General features: G+C 59.1%; 14 protein-coding genes and 1 pseudogene. 5 read left to right on the top strand and 10 right to left on the bottom strand.

The genetic code is table 11. The annotated features are described in order from the left end of the window. Window positions 1-300 precede the first annotated feature (300 nt). Window positions 301-624 carry a DUF4148 domain-containing protein gene (locus ACFQPB_RS16080; RefSeq protein WP_382225367.1) on the bottom strand — a complete coding sequence of 108 codons (324 nt, stop codon included), beginning with the start codon at window positions 622-624 and terminating at the stop codon, window positions 301-303. Between the two features lie 159 nt (window positions 625-783). Here ACFQPB_RS16080 and ACFQPB_RS16075 point away from each other — a divergent pair, with 159 nt between their 5' ends. The 4 genes and pseudogenes from ACFQPB_RS16075 to ACFQPB_RS16060 all read left to right on the top strand — a co-directional run bounded on the left by ACFQPB_RS16075 (window position 784) and on the right by ACFQPB_RS16060 (window position 4,985). Then, on the top strand, window positions 784-1,467 hold the full coding sequence (locus ACFQPB_RS16075) for a heavy metal response regulator transcription factor (protein ID WP_382225364.1): 684 nt from the start codon (window positions 784-786) through the stop codon (window positions 1,465-1,467). Next, window positions 1,464-2,822, top strand: a complete 1,359-nt coding sequence (locus tag ACFQPB_RS16070; RefSeq protein ID WP_382225362.1) for a heavy metal sensor histidine kinase — start codon at window positions 1,464-1,466, stop codon at window positions 2,820-2,822. Before ACFQPB_RS16075 ends, ACFQPB_RS16070 begins: the two co-directional genes overlap by 4 nt. A 20-nt stretch (window positions 2,823-2,842) precedes the next feature. Beyond that, window positions 2,843-3,511 (top strand): hypothetical protein, encoded by a 669-nt coding sequence (locus tag ACFQPB_RS16065; protein WP_382225360.1) that lies wholly within the window; start codon window positions 2,843-2,845, stop codon window positions 3,509-3,511. A gap of 62 nt (window positions 3,512-3,573) precedes the next feature. Next, a pseudogene (locus ACFQPB_RS16060) lies at window positions 3,574-4,985 on the top strand (IS701 family transposase). A gap of 44 nt (window positions 4,986-5,029) precedes the next feature. On the opposite strand, the gene ACFQPB_RS16055 reads toward ACFQPB_RS16060, so the two are convergent. The 5 genes from ACFQPB_RS16055 to ACFQPB_RS16035 all read right to left on the bottom strand — a co-directional run bounded on the left by ACFQPB_RS16055 (window position 5,030) and on the right by ACFQPB_RS16035 (window position 12,434). After that, entirely contained in the window at window positions 5,030-5,410 is a 381-nt protein-coding gene (locus tag ACFQPB_RS16055) for a hypothetical protein (RefSeq protein WP_382225358.1), read from the bottom strand. A 63-nt stretch (window positions 5,411-5,473) separates the two neighbouring features. Next, window positions 5,474-8,662, bottom strand: coding sequence for a CusA/CzcA family heavy metal efflux RND transporter (locus tag ACFQPB_RS16050; RefSeq protein ID WP_382225355.1), 3,189 nt, complete (start codon window positions 8,660-8,662; stop codon window positions 5,474-5,476). A gap of 15 nt (window positions 8,663-8,677) precedes the next feature. Then, window positions 8,678-10,294, bottom strand: a complete 1,617-nt coding sequence (locus ACFQPB_RS16045) for an efflux RND transporter periplasmic adaptor subunit (protein ID WP_382225352.1) — start codon at window positions 10,292-10,294, stop codon at window positions 8,678-8,680. A 2-nt stretch (window positions 10,295-10,296) separates the two neighbouring features. After that, window positions 10,297-11,652, bottom strand: coding sequence for a TolC family protein (locus ACFQPB_RS16040; protein ID WP_382225350.1), 1,356 nt, complete (start codon window positions 11,650-11,652; stop codon window positions 10,297-10,299). Between the two features lie 626 nt (window positions 11,653-12,278). After that, entirely contained in the window at window positions 12,279-12,434 is a 156-nt protein-coding gene (locus ACFQPB_RS16035) for a hypothetical protein (RefSeq protein WP_382225347.1), read from the bottom strand. On the opposite strand from ACFQPB_RS16035, the gene ACFQPB_RS16030 reads away from it, so the two are divergent. Beyond that, a complete protein-coding gene (locus ACFQPB_RS16030; RefSeq protein WP_382225344.1) occupies window positions 12,433-14,796 on the top strand; it encodes a heavy metal translocating P-type ATPase in 2,364 nt (787 codons plus the stop codon). The two genes, ACFQPB_RS16035 and ACFQPB_RS16030, sit on opposite strands and share 2 nt — an antisense overlap. A 59-nt stretch (window positions 14,797-14,855) precedes the next feature. On the opposite strand, the gene ACFQPB_RS16025 is transcribed toward ACFQPB_RS16030, so the two are convergent. The 4 genes from ACFQPB_RS16025 to ACFQPB_RS16010 are packed head-to-tail and all read right to left on the bottom strand — an operon-like array spanning window position 14,856 to window position 16,869. Next, window positions 14,856-15,179 carry a YnfA family protein gene (locus ACFQPB_RS16025; RefSeq protein WP_382225341.1) on the bottom strand — a complete coding sequence of 108 codons (324 nt, stop codon included), beginning with the start codon at window positions 15,177-15,179 and terminating at the stop codon, window positions 14,856-14,858. A 15-nt stretch (window positions 15,180-15,194) separates the two neighbouring features. After that, window positions 15,195-15,827: an SCO family protein gene (locus ACFQPB_RS16020; protein WP_382225338.1), complete on the bottom strand. Its 633-nt coding sequence runs from the start codon at window positions 15,825-15,827 to the stop codon at window positions 15,195-15,197. Continuing rightward, a complete protein-coding gene (locus tag ACFQPB_RS16015) occupies window positions 15,824-16,480 on the bottom strand; it encodes a DsbA family protein (protein WP_382225335.1) in 657 nt (218 codons plus the stop codon). Before ACFQPB_RS16015 ends, ACFQPB_RS16020 begins: the two co-directional genes overlap by 4 nt. Further along, window positions 16,477-16,869, bottom strand: coding sequence for a disulfide bond formation protein B (locus ACFQPB_RS16010; protein WP_382225467.1), 393 nt, complete (start codon window positions 16,867-16,869; stop codon window positions 16,477-16,479). The genes ACFQPB_RS16015 and ACFQPB_RS16010 overlap by 4 nt, the downstream gene beginning before the upstream one ends. Window positions 16,870-16,877 lie beyond the last annotated feature (8 nt).

Below are 16,877 nucleotides of genomic sequence, written 5' to 3'. Positions count from 1 at the left end.
GAGGAAATTGCGCACCCAGCCATCATCATGACGCCGGAGAGCAGTGCGGTAGAAAGTAGAAGTCTGGTTTTCATGCTTCGTGGCTTGTCAAGCTGTTCGTCGTTGAAAATTGGTTCGCGTCGATAGTTCATAACGAGAGATGTTTGGACTCGATTATTTATTCACTGTTTCGCGTCAATAAAACGTCAAGCGACGCAGGGTTGGGATTGAGCGCAATTTAGACATGTAATTCAAGAGATGCACATTGACCCGGAACTCACTTTGGTAGGGTTCGTGGAAGGTGTGCAGGCTTGTCTTGCCTCATTGCTCGCCAGACAGCGGCACCCAGCCAGTACGGCGTGCTTTTTCCAGCTCCGCAATCACGTCAGCCCTCGACTTTGATGGGCCGACAACCTTGCCGGGCAACGGGATGCCTCGCTGAAGGAGCGCCAGAGTGCCGTCCTTACGCGCGGTCTCAATTTCAGCGCGCACGGCTGCACGGGTTAGTGTCGAGGCGACATGATCAGGGTGGAATGTGAAGCCAGCTTCACCACCCACGTCGTGGGTCAATGAATTGGCTTGAGCAGCCAACGGCATGATCATTACAAGGCTGGCAGCGAGAGAAAACTTTTGCATCGCGTTCATATATGTCCTTTGAATCAGAGATGGGTGCGAGCTGGCTTGCAGCTTTTGCCGAAAGGCGTCGCCATCGTATGAAGTTCCCTCTGTCAGAACTCGGACGAGAAAATGACAATTCAGACAGGTTGATCTGTGGCGCCTTTTCGCTTCCTACAATCAGCGCCTATGAAGATTCTGGTGATCGAAGATGAGATCCGGCTCGCGACCTACCTCCAAAAAGGTTTGTGCGAGGAGGGGTATGTTGTTGAAGTTGCTCACAACGGCGTCGATGGATTGCACCTGGCGATGGAGGGTCAATGCGACTTGGTGATACTTGACGGCATGTTGCCGGGCCTGGATGGCTTGAGTCTTTTGACGGCCCTGCGTCACACCAAATCCATACCGGTACTGATGCTGACGGCACGGGGTCGGGTTGAGGACAGGGTGCAGGGTCTGAGGGCGGGGGCAGACGACTACCTGGTCAAGCCGTTTGCCTTTTCCGAGTTGGTCGCGCGTATCGAAGTGCTGCTTCGACGACACCACCCGCTGAGCGCGCCAGCGGTTCATCTGCTCGTCATGGGTGATCTTGAGCTGGACTTGCTGCGCCGCAAGGCGAGTCGAGGCGGTCAGCGGCTGGACCTCACCGCCAAGGAGTTCAAGCTGCTGGCGCTGCTACTTCGCAGGCAGGGCGAGGTGTTGAGCCGGACCGAAATTGCCGAGCAAGTCTGGGACGCCAACTTCGACCACGGCACCAATGTCATTGATGTGGCCATACGGCGCTTGCGAAACAAACTCGATGGCCCATACCCGACGCAGCTTTTGCACACAGCCCGGGGCGTGGGGTATGTGCTTGAGGAGCGCACCCAGTGAAGCCTGTTTTGTCGCTCGGGCTTCGTCTTTCACGGTGGCTCATGGCGCTGAGTTTCGCAGGATTGGCTGCGGTGTGCGCCATCGTGTATGCGGCAACGTCCTACAGCTTCACCATTCAACAAGACGAGCTTTTGCAGCAAAAGGCGACGCAAGTACGCCACCTTCTGGCCGAGACCATGTCGAGTGCCGACCCGGCACTGTTGCAACACAAGCTGGATGATTTCCTGGTCGGTCATGTGAACCTCTGGCTCAGCTTGCAGGATCGAGATGGGCGTCTTCACTATGAAAAGCGCCCAGCCCCTATTCCGACAGAGAACTTGCGAACGTTGCGTTTCGAGGTTGTGTCTACCGAGCTGTCTGACGGGCAGTTGGAAGCAACGCTGACTCTGGACACGCGGGATGAGCAACGGTTGTTGCACAAGGTCGGAATGATTCTGGTGGCAGCGGCTGCATGTGGCGTCGGAGTGATCGGCGCTGGTGGCTTCTTCCTTGTGCGCGCAGGGCTAAGGCCCGTGCAGCATTTGGCTGACCAGACGGCCAGACTGGCTGCCGATACCCTCCACCATCGGCTGGACGGCTCAGCGCAACCAGCCGAGCTGGTTCCACTGGTCACTCAGTTCAACGAGCTTCTGACCCGGCTGGAGCGCGCCTACGAGCAATCAGAAAACTTCAATGCCGACGTGGCGCACGAGCTTTGTACGCCATTGACAACGCTCATCACAAGCGCAGAAGTCGCGTTGCGCAAACCACGCGACAACCAGGAACTGCGCGAGGTGCTTGCCGCCAACCTCGAAGACCTACAGCGCATGGCCAGCATCGTCCAAGACATGCTCTTTTTGTCGCGAGCGGATTGCGGTGCATTGGCGCGCAGGGTCGCTGTGGGAAGTCTTGCTGCAATCGCCTCGGACGTGGCCGAGTTTCATGAGGACGCAATCGAAGCAGCCGGTCTGGAGCTCAAAATTGTTGGTAACGGGGCTGGTGAATTCGACGTGGGGCTCCTGAACCGAGCGCTATCCAACCTGGTGAGCAATGCCACCCGATTCGCGGACCGTGGAACTGCCGTGGAAATTCACATTGCCCTGTCGGATGATGAGGCACGCCTGACGGTGGTCAATCGTGGCATCGCCATAGACCCCAAGCACGTGCCCCATATTTTTGATCGGTTTTACCGCGCAGACGTCGCCAGAGCGGGCTCGGTACAGAACCACGGGCTTGGCCTGGCGATTGTCGCGGCCATCGCGCGCATGCATGGCGGGCAGGTATTTGCCCGCTCTGAGAACGGTTTGACAACGGTGGGTTTGACGCTCAAACGTCACATGCAAGCCGACATGGAGGGCAGCCGTGAAGGAGAGTGATCCAAACTGTGGGAGGCTACGTGCACAAAGAGGTTGCCTCAGCAGCCGATAGGCTTGATCAGTTCTTGCGTGCTGGTGGCGTCCAGCCCGACGAGCGTGTCACCGTGATCAGTGACGATGCGGGTGAGTTCGTCAAGGCCGTCCGGGGCAGCGAACTGGCAAGAGGTCGCATTCTGGATTGGTTTCACATAGCGATGAAGTTCAAGGCAGCAGAGAATTCTGTTCGAGGCAGCAAGCACTTCGAGCCGCATGAGCGAGATAGGGTGTGCGATTGGTTGCACAAGGCCAATTGGCTCGTCTGGCACGGCAATGGCCGCCAGGCTGTAGCCAGGATCAAGGGCATCGACGAAGAGCTGTTGGCCAGACCCGAGCACGAGGACTCGACCCTGTGGTGGAACCTGCGCCGACTGTATTTCTACATCGACAACAACGATTCGACCCTGGTCAACTACGGTGCCAGGTACCGCAAGGGCCTGCCGATCAGCAGCAGCATCGCGGAGTCGGCCGTCAACCTGTTGGTGCGTCACCGAATGGCCAAGAAGCAGCAGATGCGCTGGACCAACGAAGGGGCACACCATCTCGTTCAAGTTCGTGTGGCTGCGTTGAACGGTGAACTCACGCCACGGCGACTGGCAGCGCTTTCCAGGATGCCATGCGCGAACGCTTCCCAGACCCGTCAGGTCGCTTAATCTTACTGTGTCATAAAAAGTAAGCCATGATATGCCCATCTTTTCCCTGTGATGGGGGTGCGATGGACATATCCAAAGAGTTTGGTCTCTACATGGCCCACCTAGCCGACGGGCTGGGTCATGCCCGACCGTCACGCAGGATTGGCCGGGTATTGCACCGGTCTGATGCTGCCGCTGTCGCGCAAGAGCGTCGAGCCCATGGCCGCCCGCGTCGATCCGCTTCGAGCCAGCGCCCGGCACCAAGCCCTGCATCACTTGGTCGCCAAGGCCCAATGGAGCGATCAGCAACTGCTCAATCGCGTGGCGCAGTGGGTGGTGCCGCACATGGACTTCAGCGCTGGCGGCTGGTGGATCGTCGATGACACGGGCTTTCCCAAGAAGGGAGTTCACTCGGTGGGCGTGACGCGTCAATACTGTGGGGTTCTGGGCAAGCAAGACAACTGCCAAGTGGCGGTCAGTGTTTCGTTGGCCTGCGAACAAGGCAGCCTGCCGGTGGCCTGGCAGCTGTACTTGCCCCGCAACTGGGCCGAAGACGCAGAGCGCAGACTCAAGGCGGGGATTCCTGAGGGCATCGAGTTTGCGACCAAGCCACAAATTGCCCTGGCACAGCTGCGGGGCCTGCTCTGCGAAGGAGCACCCAGACACTGTGTGCTGGCCGACGCCGGCTACGGGATCGACTACGCGTTTCGTCAGGGGCTGACCGATCTGGGCTTGCCCTACGTGGTCGGGATCACCTCGGCCGTGGTGGTCTGGCCACCCGGAGTGGAGCCCCTGCCGCCGAAGCCCTACAGCGGCATGGGCCGTCCACCGGTGATGCCACGGCGCACCGCCAAGAGACAGCCTGTGAGCGTCAAGGCATTGGCGCAGTCCTTGCCCGACAGCGCATTCCAGAACATCAGTTGGCGCGAAGGCACAAACGAGCGCCTGACGGGCTGCTTTGCGGCGCTGCGGGTACGCTGCGCCGGGGGCAACGTCGGCAAGGCGCGTCTTCTGCCCCAGCAGTGGCTGCTCATCGAGTGGCCCGCAGATCAGGCCGAGCCCGAGAAGTACTACCTGTCCACGTTGCCCGAAACCACGGCACTGAACGACCTGGTACGCGCCGCGCACATGCGCTGGCGCATCGAGCGCGATTATCAGGATCTCAAGCAGGACCTGGGGCTGGGCCACTATGAGGGAAGAGGTTGGCGAGGCTTTCACCATCACGCCAGCCTGAGCATCGCCGCGTATGGCTTCCTGATGGCCCAGCGGCTGAAAGTCGGCAGCGATGCAGGCGGTAAAAAAAAACTTCGTCGAACGCCAAGTACCTGCCGTTTCCCCGGATTACATCCCTCGGGGAAGCCCAGCGCGCGCAGCGTCACGTGCCGGACTCAATCAGGACGTTGCGTCTTGAGTTGAGCGTCACACTGGCACGCGCCTTGGGATATTGCCCGCATTGCGCCGCAGTACACGTTCGACTACTTTTATGACACAGTAAGACTAGGCCCCGCGAGGGCGATTTCCCCAGCCAGCCTTCGCGTACTACTTCAGCGTGAAGCGGACGGAGGCAACCGATTTGCCCGCCTTCGAGACGGCAACGACGGCTTTAGTGCCTGTGGGAACTTTGAAACTGCCTGACGCTTCCAGCTTGCCATCGCCTGCTTGAAGTTGAACTTCCTGCTTCTCGCCGCCAGCGAGTAGAGTGACCTTAGCGGTCATTCCCGCCACAACAGCGGGCTTTCCGTGGTCGCGCACATAGAGGTGCAGCTTCTCGGCACTAGCAACGAATTCGTACTCGACCTCCTTGGCTTCTGCAACAGCACCACCATGCATCGGCTTTAGGTCGTGCCCGTGATTGTCCGCAGCGAAGGCTGCGCCCGAGATCGACACTGACAAGGCGAGAATGAGTTGGGAGAGTTTCATGAATGTTCCTTTGGGACTGGATAAAAGGGAAGGTCCCGCGATTAGCGAACGGGACCGTTTCAACTACGCGGGCGCGGACACGTCCGGGGGATGCGAGGGCTCAGCAGACACGTCCTCATCTTCTTCATCGGGCCGATGGGCCAGGCGGTAAAGAATCGGCAGCACGAGAAGCGTGAGAAGCGTGGATGAGAGAATTCCACCGATCACCACGGTGGCCAGGGGACGCTGGACTTCGGCGCCGGTGCCTGTCGCAATGGCCATTGGAATGAATCCCAGCGAGGCCACCAGTGCCGTCATCAGAACCGGCCGTAGCCGGGTGAGAGCGCCGTCATGGATTGCTTCGTCAAGACCAACACCGCCTTCCCTCAAGCTGCGAATGTACGAAATCATCACCAGTCCGTTGAGCACGGCTACCCCTGAAAGTGCGATGAAACCGACAGCCGCAGAGATAGACATCGGAATGTCCCGAAGCCAAAGCGCCAGGATGCCCCCCGTCAATGCGAATGGGATGCCAGTGAAGACCAGCAGACCATCCTTGACGTTTCCGAACATAGCGAATAACAGCACGAAAACCAGCAGCAGGGACACCGGCACGACGATCTGCAGGCGCTGCGTCGCCGACTGCAGGTTCTCGAAGGTTCCGCCCCAGCTCGTCCAATAGCCAGTGGGAATCTTGATCTGGGCGAGGCCTTGCTCAGCCTCTGCGACGAAAGAGCCCACATCGCGCCCGCGCACGTTGGTGCTCACGACGATGCGGCGCTTGCCGTTTTCTCGGCTCACCTGGTTGGGGCCAGGAGCAAGCTCGAAAGTCGCGACCTCACCCAGCGGGATGAAGTTTGTCTTGGCCTCTGTGCCACTGGCAGAACGCGGCAGCGGGATAGGCAGCCGCTTCATCCCTTCAAGATCGTTGCGCACAGCCTCAGGCAGACGAACCAGGATGTCGAATCGGCGGTCGCCCTCGAACATGGTGCCGGCCTCGCGACCACCAATGGCGGTGGCCACGGTGTCTTGAATGTCTGCAACGTTCAGACCATAGCGAGCAGCCTTCTGGCGGTCGATGTTCACAGTGAGCATCGGAAGCCCCGTCGTCTGCTCAACCTTCACCTCAGAAGAGCCCTGGATCTTCTGCAGCATTGCGGAGACTTCTTCTGCGGACTTGTTCAGAACATCCATGTCGTCACCGAAGATCTTCACGGCCACGTCACTGCGCACGCCCGATATCAGTTCGTTGAAACGTAGCTGAATGGGCTGGGAGAACTCATAGTTGTTGCCAGGGATTTTCCCGATGACCTCCTGAATCGCCGCGAGCAATTCGTCGCGGGTTTTTCGAGGTTCGGGCCATTCGGCCGTTGGCTTGAGCATGATGTACCCGTCCGAAATGTTCGGCGGCATGGGGTCTGAGGCGATCTCCGCTGTTCCGGTTCTGGCGAAGATGCGTTCGATCTCGGGGAATTTCTCTTTCAGCGTCCTTTCGATCTGCTGCTGCATTTCGATTGACTGTGAAAGACTGGTGCCTGGGATGCGCAGCGCCTGGATGGCAAAGTCGCCTTCATTGAGATTGGGCACAAACTCGCTGCCCATGCGCGTGGCGATCAAGCCGCACAAGACCACCGCAACTGCGGCTGCGGTCAGTACGACCACCTTGGCGGCCATGACACGGTCGAGTAGCGGACCGTACAAGCGCTTGGCATGGCCCAGCAGGAAGTTTTCCTTCTCGCTGACCCGATTGCCGATGAACAGGGCCACCGCTGCGGGGATGAAGGTTACCGACAGGATCATTGCGCCCACCAAAGCAGCGACCACAGTGAAGGCCATGGGGTGGAACATCTTTCCTTCCACACCCGTGAGCGCGAAGATGGGCAGGTACACCACCATGATGATGAGCTGTCCGAACAGCAATGGGCGCCTTGACTCCTGGGATGCCAAAAACACCTCATGGAAGCGCTCGGCCCGCGTCAGTGGCCGACCGTGGTGCGTTTGTGCATGGGCAAGGCGCCGTACGCAGTTCTCTACGATCACCACTGCGCCATCGATGATGATGCCGAAGTCCAGCGCTCCCAGGCTCATCAGGTTGGCGCTCACCTTGTACTGGACCATACCCGTGAAGGTGAAGAGCATCGACAAGGGGATGACCATTGCCGTGATGATGGCGGCGCGGATGTTGCCCAGAAAGAGGAACAGGATCACGATCACGAGAACCGCGCCCTCCAGCAGGTTCTTCTTCACCGTGCTGATGGCTTTGTCAACAAGCACGGTACGGTCGTAGACAGTCACGGCGTGCACTCCCTCTGGGAGGCTCTTGTTGACTTCCAACATCTTCTTGTCCACTGCCTGCGAGACGGTCCGGCTGTTCTCACCGATGAGCATGAACACCGTGCCGAGGACCACTTCGCGCCCGTTGTCGGTTGCGGCACCGGTGCGCAGCTCTCGGCCAATGCCCACCTCTGCCACGTCGCGCACGCGCACAGGAACACCGTTGGCACTGCTCAGGATCACGTTTCCAATGTCTTCCAGCGATTTGACTTGACCGGGCGCGCGAATGAGGTACTGCTCGCCGCGCTTTTCGATATAGCCCGCGCCCACGTTGCCGTTATTGCGGTCCAGCGCAGTGACTACATCCTGCAATGTCACGCCCAGGGATGCCAGTCGTTCTGGGATGGGTGCAATCTGGTACTCCTTGGCAAAGCCACCAATGGAGTTGATCTCGGTCACGCCTGGAACATTTCGCAGCTGTGGCTTGATGATCCAGTCCTGAATCTCGCGCAGGTCTGTCGCGGTATAGGGCGAGCCGTCAGGCTTCTTCGCCCCGTCCTTGGTTTCTACAGTCCAGAGATAGATTTCGCCCAGCCCGGTCGAGATGGGCCCCAGCGCTGGCGTGATGCCGGCAGGCAGCTTGTCGCGCGCCTCCTGGATACGCTCGTTGACAAGCTGGCGAGCAAAATAGATGTCGGTTCCGTCTTTAAAAATGACGGTCACCTGCGACAGACCGTACCGCGAAAGCGACCTGGTCTGCTCCAGGTTTGGCAGGCCAGCCATGACCGTCTCAATGGGATATGTAACCCGCTGCTCAGTCTCCAAAGGCGAGTAACCTGCGGCCTGGGTGTTGATCTGAACCTGGACGTTCGTGATGTCAGGGACCGCATCGATAGGCAGCTTTTGGTAGCTGAAGACGCCAAGAGCCGCCATGCCCAACGCCGCCAGCAACACCAGCCATCGCTGCTCGATCGAGAATCGAATGAGTTTTTCAAACATGTATGCGCTCCGCGATCAGTGCGTGTGTTCGGCAGATCCCTTGCCGAGTTCGGACTTCACAACGAAGCTGCCGGTCGAGGCGTAGGGCATCCCGGCTTTGAGACCCGATAGGACTTCGACCCGCTTGCCATCGCTTCGGCCCAGCTTCACAGGCTGGGCGATAAAGCCTCCATCAACCTTGAGGAAGACCACCGGCTTTTCCCCGACGTTTTGGACGGCGTCGGCCGAGATGGTTACAGGCGCTGCCGTTTCTTCGGACACCACCTCAACATTGACGAACAGGCCGGGGCGCCAAGCGCCCTTGGGGTTGTCAAGAACCACGCGGGCTTTTGCCGTACGGGTTTGCTCGCCAATGAGCGCTCCTACAAAAGCGACAGTGCCTGTAGCGGAGGCGTCAAAGGCGGTGGCCTTGATCGTGACCTTTTCACCCACACGCACCGCTGGTAAGTCTTTTGCCGGAACATTGATCTCGGCCCACACCTGGGAAAGGTCCGAGATGGTGAAAACCGCAGCATCTTCCTTCACCGCTTCGCCGAGACTCAGGTGCTTCTCGATGACGATGCCGTCAAAGGGCGCACGCAGTTCTATGCGATTGAGTCCAGACACTGATGAGGCGGACAACCCCATGGCGCTCAGCTTCTGATGGGCGTTGGCGACACCAACTTCTGCTTCGCTCAAGGCCTGCTTGGCCTGCAGGTAGTCCTGCTCGGCAGACACCTTCTGCTCCCACAGCTTTTTCTCTCGCTCGTAGGTGGTCTTTGCCAGCGTTAGGCGCTTTTGGGCCGTCTGCAGCTCGCTGCGTTGCTCGGAAGCAGTCGGGCTCACTATCACCGCCAGGACTTGACCTTTCTTGACCACTTGGCCCAAGCTGGCATTCACGTTTTCCACGACCCCCGCAAGCCGGGGAACAACGTGCGAAGTGCGATCCTCGTTCAAGCGTATCTCGCCGGGAAGAAGCAACGCCGTTTTGATGTTGGCTTTCACCGCAGCGTCTAGGCTGATGGATGCAGCCTTTATCTGGGCATCGGTCAGTTCGATCTTTCCTTCTTCCTGGCTCATCACGAACATGAAGGGCTCTGTGGCAGTCTGCGCAATGATCTCAATGTCGAACGCATGTGGTTCAGCAACGATCTCTCGGCTGACCAGACTGTCTTTATCAACTGCAAACGACAGTTTCAGCTTTTCATCTGTCGGGCGGGTCACGGTCGCCGTGACCGTCGCTGCATTCAGGGGGAGCGGCTTTTCTTTATCGGACAGCCAGATTCGCAGTCGAGGCTCGCCACCGTCTTCAGATAGCAGCGCTTCCAAGCTAAAGTCGCCTTCCTTGAACACAGTACCGCCATGTGGGCCCTTGGCTTCGCTCTTTTCGTGGTGTTCACCATCGGCATGCCCCTTGTCATCGTCGTGGCCCTTTTCGCCACCCTTGCCATGGTGCTCGCCGTCGCCGTGTCCCTTGGCCTCGGTGTGGCCGCCGTGCCCGTGGCCATCGCCCTCGGCGGCCGCAGCTTTGGGCTTGCCGCCACCTTGCAAGATGAAGGTTCCCGCGCCGACCCCTAGTGCGAGGACTACTGCAATGGCGATCAGGTGTTTTTTACTGATGGTGGATTTGCTGGAGTTCATGTTCATGGTCATGCTCAGTGTTGCGTTGCGATCAGGCCGGGAACCATGCTGGCCCCGAGCAGGCGGTCGATATCAGCCGCTGCACGGTGTGCTTCGCCAAGGGCTTTGAGGTACTGGGATTTGGCTGTGAAGTAAGTGCGTTGGGCATCGAGCACTTCCAGGAAATTGAACTTACCGTTCTCGAAACCGATGGTGGCGGCGTCATAGGCCGACTTCGCACCGGGCAGAACCTCCTGCTGCAGTGACTGAACCTCTGCGGTGATCGTGGAAAGGCGCTCTCGTGCCTGCGCCACTTCGCTGTGCAGGCGCACGGTGGCCGCTTGCAGCTCATCGCGGGCCTTGTCTTCAAGTTTCAGCGCCTCCAGGAGGTTGCCTTGGTTGCGGTCGAAGACGGGAAGAGGCACAGAGACCCCGAAAAGAAGGACGTTGCGCTGCGTCTCGTTGCTGCGCTGCATGCCGACGCTGACGGAGACATCGGGCACGCGCTTGCTTTCCTCCAGGTCGGTCAAGGCTTTGCGTCGATCCACCTCGATTCGCGCCAGGACAACGCCTGACGAAGAAGAAATCAGTGGCTGCAGATCTACCAGGCTCGGGACAGAGGGAAGGTTCTCAGCCTTGCCCTCCAGGACGGTGAAAGGCGCGTCGATTCGTCCCAACAACGCGAACAGGCGGGACAGAGCATTGCGTTGTTCGCTCGCGGCCTGGGCCAGCTCAACGCGCACGCCGGCTTCGGCAACCCGGGCCTTGGACTCTTCAACGGGAGACACCTTGCCAGCCTCAACACGCTTGGCGACAGAGTCCGTTGAAGACTTGGCCAGCGCTGCGCTGTCTTTGGCAAGCACCAATCGTTCCTGCGCAGTTAGAACGTCAAAGTAAGCTGCAGCGATATTGGCCCGCACGGTAGCTTTCAGTTCGGCGAGTTGGGCTTGTGCTTGTTCGCGCGATTTTTCGGCTGCCTTGGTGCGCGCCGCACGTTTCCCACCCAGTTCCAAGGGAAGATTGAGTTGCCAGCTCTGCGTACGCGTCTTGGAGCGTGCGTCTTCCAGCGAGTACGCGAGGTCTGGGTTGGGGCGCGAGCGTCCTTGAAGAACCTGTCCTTCGGTTGCCTCCAATTGGCGCTTTGCCGCAGCCACCTCCGGATTCCCCTCCAGGGCCAGTTCGATGGCCTTGGCCAGCGACAAAGGTTCAACTGCGGCCGCTGCAACAGCCTGAGGTGTTCCTTCGCCAACGACTGACCCTTGTGGCAGGCCTTGGGAAAAGGCACCGCCCGAGGCGCTCAGCCATATAGCTGCGGCGCCTGCCGCGAGCTTGATCTTTCTATGACCGCGCCATGCGTGCGGTATCTCTTGAAGGTAAGTACCCTTGAACATCCGACTCTCCAGTGATTTCAAAAAATGAGGGAATCGGCGGACTGGCAACCGTTCAGTTGCTTGGCATCTCGTCAGTCACCTCAGCTGCAATACACGCACCTGCTTTCGCCGCGATGGCGGACAAGACTGAAAAAGAAAAGTGAGATGCCACCGCCGATCAGGCGAGGACGGACCACTGAGGGCGATCAGGGGGCGTGGGGGTTACAGCCAGCAGGCGCTCGCCTGAGGGAGGCCCCACACGGCTGTCATGGCAAAAGGCTGGCTTTGCATCTGACCAGCTCAAGACCCCGATACCCGTGCCATGGCAAACTGAACAGTCAACATCAAATGCACGCCCACCCTGACTGGACTTTTCGGCCTGACCATTGCGAACAGTCATGGGTTTCTCCGGTATCAGTGAGTTTTTGGCCACTTGCCTCAACTATGTCTTTTGACATGGGCTGAACTTTAAAGAGGCGCTCCTGACAATTTGCCAACAGCTTGATGACAAATTCGTAACCTACGAGCGCGTCGTATTCCTCGAGAAGAGAACTCTCAAAACTCTACTCATCAAAGAAGAGGTCAAGCTGGCAGAGTACCTGCGCAATGGCCTCGGAGAGGCCGGCTTATCGCACTTGACTTTGAAGTCACTTCAAGGTTTCCAATTGGGCCATGAAATCAGAAACAAACACACCTCCCAGCGCTGTTGACACCTGCTTCTCCTCGAGCTGTGCGAGTGTCCCAACTTCGCGTCCTTCACCAAGCAACCCGAACCAAACCAAGCTGTTCAGGATCGCCGCCATGGACTGCAGTGCCGAAGAAGCTGAGATACGGCGGGCTTTGGAGTCTGTGCAGGGTATCCGCTCACTGGGCTTCCAGCTCAGCGCGCGTACTCTGAAGATCGATGCGGAGGATCACGCCTTGCCCCTAGCGCTCGATGCAATCCGCAAGGCGGGCTTCGACCCACGGCCGGTCGCTACCGCAGCACCCTCCCAGAGCAGCCAAAGCCGGTTGTTTCGCATTGCGACCATGGATTGCAGCGCGGAGGAGGCTGAGATTCGCCGTGCTCTGGAACCTCTGGATGGAATTCGTTCTCTGGGTTTTCAGCTGGGCGTGCGGACGCTGAAGATAGAGGCCGAGGAAAGCACCCACCCATTGGCACTCGACGCCATCCGCAATGCGGGCTTCGATCCGCAACCGGTTGCAGACGCGAGCGAAACCAAGGGGGGACATGTGGTTGGATCCGCCGAAGGCGACGACCATGGGCAAGGTTTTACAGGCGGCATCTCCCGTTTGGTGGCCGCACTGGTGTTCGCCACTGGGGCTGAGGCTCTCGCGTTCTTCGCGCCTGACCAGATGGCCTGGAAAGTGGCCGGCATGTCGATCGCTGCGCTGGCCATCTGGCTGGCTGGGATCGACACCTACAAAAAAGGCATTGCGGCACTGCTGCGCGGCAAGTTGAACATCAATGCTCTGATGTCGGTAGCTGTCACTGGCGCGTTCCTCATTGGGCAATGGCCGGAAGCCGCGATGGTAATGGCCCTGTACGCGATTGCCGAACTCATCGAAGCCAAGGCGGTGGACCGGGCCCGAAACGCTATCAAGGGCTTGCTGGAGCTGGCGCCCGAAGAGGCTTTGGTGCTGGACTCCAACGGCGCATGGGTCGCTACATCAGTGGCGTCGGTGGCCATCGGAGCGACCGTGCGCATCACGCCAGGGAAACGCGTGCCGCTGGACGGTAAGGTGACCAAGGGCAATGGCGCCATCAACCAGGCACCCGTGACTGGCGAGAGCATCCCCGTGGACAAGGCACCTGGCGACCAGGTATTCGCCGGTACGATCAACCAGACCGGTGAACTGGAGTTCGAGGTTACGGCCTTGTCGAACAATACCACCTTGGCCAGAATCATCCAAGCCGTCGAACAAGCGCAAGGAACGCGCGCTCCAACGCAGCGCTTTGTCGATCGGTTCGCTGCCATCTACACCCCGGCAGTCTTTATCATTGCCGTGGCGGTGGCGATGCTCACACCTTTCCTGATGGGCCTTCCCTGGCTGGATGCGCTCTACAAGGCCCTGGTTTTGCTGGTAATCGCCTGCCCTTGCGCTCTGGTCATTTCCACGCCAGTCACGGTGGTCAGCGGATTGGCTGCTGGAGCGCGTCGCGGGATTCTGATCAAGGGCGGAACCTACCTGGAAGATGCCCGGCTCCTGAAAGCAGTAGCGCTCGACAAAACCGGCACCATCACCGAAGGTAAACCCAAGCTGGTGAAGTGGCAGGTGTGGGGTGCCGCTGATGAGGCAGCAGTCCAGCAAATGGCTGCCAGCCTGGCGGCTCGTTCCGACCACCCTGTCTCCAAGGCAATCGTCCAGGGGCTGGATGTAAAGGGACCCGAGGCGGAAAACTTCAACGCGCGGCCCGGGCGCGGCGTGGAAGGCATGGTCAACGGAGTGCGGTCGGTACTGGGAAATCACCGCCTGATCCATGAGCAAGGGTTGTGTAGCCCAGAACTGGAGGCAGAGCTGGCTATTCACGAGAAGCAAGGACGAACGGTAACCCTCCTAGCGAACGACTCCCGCGTCCTGGCGCTATTCGCAGTAGCAGACACCATCCGAGAGACATCCAAACAGGCCATCGTTGATCTCAAAGCGCTGGGAGTGACGTCGGTGATGCTGACCGGTGACAACACGGCCACGGCAGAGGCTATCGCTGCGCAGGCCGGCATCGAAGATGCGCGTGGTGACTTGTTGCCCGAGGCCAAGCTTGACGCGATCAAGGAAATGCAAACTCGCTATGGCGCCACCGGCATGGCAGGCGACGGTATCAATGATGCCCCGGCCTTGGCTCAAGCCGACATTGGCTTTGCAATGGGCGGTGCAGGAACGGATATAGCCATGGAAGCGGCCGACGTGGTGATCATGAATGACAACTTGCAGCGTGTTGCAGAGACCGTAAAGTTGTCCCGGCGCACATACGCTGTACTTTGGCAGAATATCACTATAGCACTCGGAATCAAGAGTGTGTTTTTGGTGCTGGCGGTCTTCGGCACTGCGACCATGTGGATGGCGGTGTTTGCGGATATGGGCGCGAGCCTGTTGGTGGTTGCTAACGGCTTGCGGCTACTTCGTGAAGCACGCGTAGAGTCATCGTCGGCGCCCCGCCGTTGACGAACAACGGGAAACGGTCAACCCTGTTTGCGCCGTACCAGAATCCAACCACTGGGCGACTACGCCTTTGGTTGGAATGCAATAACAGCCATACCCAGAAGTGTAATCGCCACGCCCAACCAGTCCCATGTGGACGGGCGGATGCCATCCACCTTCCATAGCCAAGCCAGTGCCACTGCCACATAGACCCCCCCGTAGGCTGCATAGACCCGCCCCGATGGCGCGTCGTGCAGGGTCAAGAGCCATGCGAACGCCGCCAGACTCAACGCAGCAGCCGGTAGCAGCACCCAGCCCGAGCCGTGTCCGCGTAGCCACATCAGTGGTAGATAGCAACCCACAATTTCGGCGATGGCCGTGGCGATGTACAGCAGCAGCGTTTTCATTTCGGCTCCGAGCTTTCAACCCTTCATGGATTTCAACAGCTTCAAGATGTCTTCGGCGATGACGCTGGGCTCGGTGCCATAGCTTGAGAACAGCCTAACGGCGCCAGCGGTGTCGAACACGTACTTACCTGCCGAATGGTCCATCGTGTACGAGGTCGGTGTGGCACCTTCCACTTTGTTGTAGTGAATTTTGAAGTTATCTGCCACGGCTTTGAGCTCTTCCGATGTGGGGCGCAGTGCCAGAAATGTCGGATCGAAATTCGCCATGTAGTCTTTGAGCAGCGGCAGCGTGTCGCGCTCCGGGTCCACCGTGATGAAAAGCACCTGCAAGCGCTTGCCTTGATCGCCCATGAGGCGTTTGACTTCGGCCAGTGTGACCATGGACGTGGGGCACACGTCGGGGCACTGAGTGAAACCAAAAAACACGACGGCGACGTTTCCACGAAAGTCAGCCAGAGTGCGCAACTGCCCGTTGTGATCGATCAGCTTCAGGTCTTGAGCGAAAGTGGCACCGGTGATGTCGGTGTTTTTGAATGTGGGCGCTTGAGGTGAACAACCCATCAGAATCGCACTTCCACCCAGCCAAGCAGCTCCTGCTGCCAGTGCTGTGCGGCGACTCAAAGCCTTCGTACGTGTCGACTGCGTCATTTCCTCGCCTTGGCAACTTCTTCGGCCACCAGCGCCGTCAGTTGATCTGGGCCAAAGCTCGCCAGGCTGCGGCCATTGACAAAGAAGGTGGGCGTCTTGGTGACCTGCAGTGCGGTGAGATCTTCGATGTCCTGTTGCAACAAGGACTGCATGCCTGGCTTCTCGATGTCTTGCCTTGCTTTCGCCAAGTCCAGCCCGGCTTGTTCGGCCACCTTGAAAGCGATCTCGATGTTGGGTTGGCCATGGTCGGCCCACGTTGGTTGCGCCGCCAACACCGCTTCCAGCACCGTTTGGTACTTGCTCTGGGCCTTGGCGGCCTCCAGCAGCTTGACCACCTGATCCGACCCCTGGTGGAACGGCGCGTAGCGGATCACGAGTTTCACTTCGTTGGGGTACTTGGCCATCAGGTCCTTGACCAGCGGGTAGAAAGCGCGGCAGGTCTCGCAGGCCGGGTCAAAAAACTCGACGATGGTGACCGGAGCCGCTTGGGGTCCGAAAACAGGAGAGTGCATGCGAACCAGCCGGCTCTGCTCGGCCCTCACCTGCACGTCCTGCGCGCTTTGCACACGCTTCTGGTAGGCGTTCATCCCCAGGAAGAAGAACAAGGCAACGATGGCCACCAGGCCAATGACGGTGATTTTTTTGGTGTTCATGAACGGGTCTTTCTCAAATAAACAAACAGCAGCAGGGCAATGGCGGTGAAGGCCAGCAGGGACAACCACGGGATCTGGATGCCGCCCAAGATTTCAAGGTTTTGATCGCTGCAGGACGGCCCTGTCCCGCAGGGCACCCACCACTTGGGCACCCATCCAGCCACCAAGGCCGTGTGGTAGGCGGCCATCGCGGCGCCACCCAGCGCCAATGGCAATGCGTAGACAGCGCCACGGCGGTCGTCGGCAAAGGCGGACATGCCCAGGATAAGAGCCAGCGGGAACATGAAGATGCGTTGATACCAGCAGAGCAGACAGGGCGTCATGCCCATCACCTCGCCGATGAACAGCGCACCTGTCGTGGCGATCAATGCCACACACCATGCAGTCATGATCCAGA

The organism is Hydrogenophaga atypica, assembly GCF_042665215.1.
Classification (GTDB): Bacteria; Pseudomonadota; Gammaproteobacteria; order Burkholderiales; family Burkholderiaceae_C; genus Hydrogenophaga; species Hydrogenophaga defluvii_A.
Note: the sequence above shows the minus strand (reverse complement) of the source record. Positions and strands in the feature narration are given on the sequence as shown.

What these genes read in the sequence shown, in the direction of transcription:
- ACFQPB_RS16055 (WP_382225358.1), bottom strand. Translation starts at nt 5,410, where the DNA reads ATGAAACTCTCCCAACTCATTCTCGCCTTGTCAGTGTCGATCTCGGGC.
- ACFQPB_RS16015 (WP_382225335.1), bottom strand. Translation starts at nt 16,480, where the DNA reads ATGAACACCAAAAAAATCACCGTCATTGGCCTGGTGGCCATCGTTGCC.
- ACFQPB_RS16050 (WP_382225355.1), bottom strand. Translation starts at nt 8,662, where the DNA reads ATGTTTGAAAAACTCATTCGATTCTCGATCGAGCAGCGATGGCTGGTG.
- ACFQPB_RS16075 (WP_382225364.1), top strand. Translation starts at nt 784, where the DNA reads ATGAAGATTCTGGTGATCGAAGATGAGATCCGGCTCGCGACCTACCTC.
- ACFQPB_RS16035 (WP_382225347.1), bottom strand. Translation starts at nt 12,434, where the DNA reads ATGGCGGCGATCCTGAACAGCTTGGTTTGGTTCGGGTTGCTTGGTGAA.
- ACFQPB_RS16045 (WP_382225352.1), bottom strand. Translation starts at nt 10,294, where the DNA reads ATGACCATGAACATGAACTCCAGCAAATCCACCATCAGTAAAAAACAC.
- ACFQPB_RS16010 (WP_382225467.1), bottom strand. Translation starts at nt 16,869, where the DNA reads ATGACTGCATGGTGTGTGGCATTGATCGCCACGACAGGTGCGCTGTTC.
- ACFQPB_RS16040 (WP_382225350.1), bottom strand. Translation starts at nt 11,652, where the DNA reads ATGTTCAAGGGTACTTACCTTCAAGAGATACCGCACGCATGGCGCGGT.
- ACFQPB_RS16030 (WP_382225344.1), top strand. Translation starts at nt 12,433, where the DNA reads ATGGACTGCAGTGCCGAAGAAGCTGAGATACGGCGGGCTTTGGAGTCT.
- ACFQPB_RS16020 (WP_382225338.1), bottom strand. Translation starts at nt 15,827, where the DNA reads ATGACGCAGTCGACACGTACGAAGGCTTTGAGTCGCCGCACAGCACTG.
- ACFQPB_RS16025 (WP_382225341.1), bottom strand. Translation starts at nt 15,179, where the DNA reads ATGAAAACGCTGCTGCTGTACATCGCCACGGCCATCGCCGAAATTGTG.
- ACFQPB_RS16080 (WP_382225367.1), bottom strand. Translation starts at nt 624, where the DNA reads ATGAACGCGATGCAAAAGTTTTCTCTCGCTGCCAGCCTTGTAATGATC.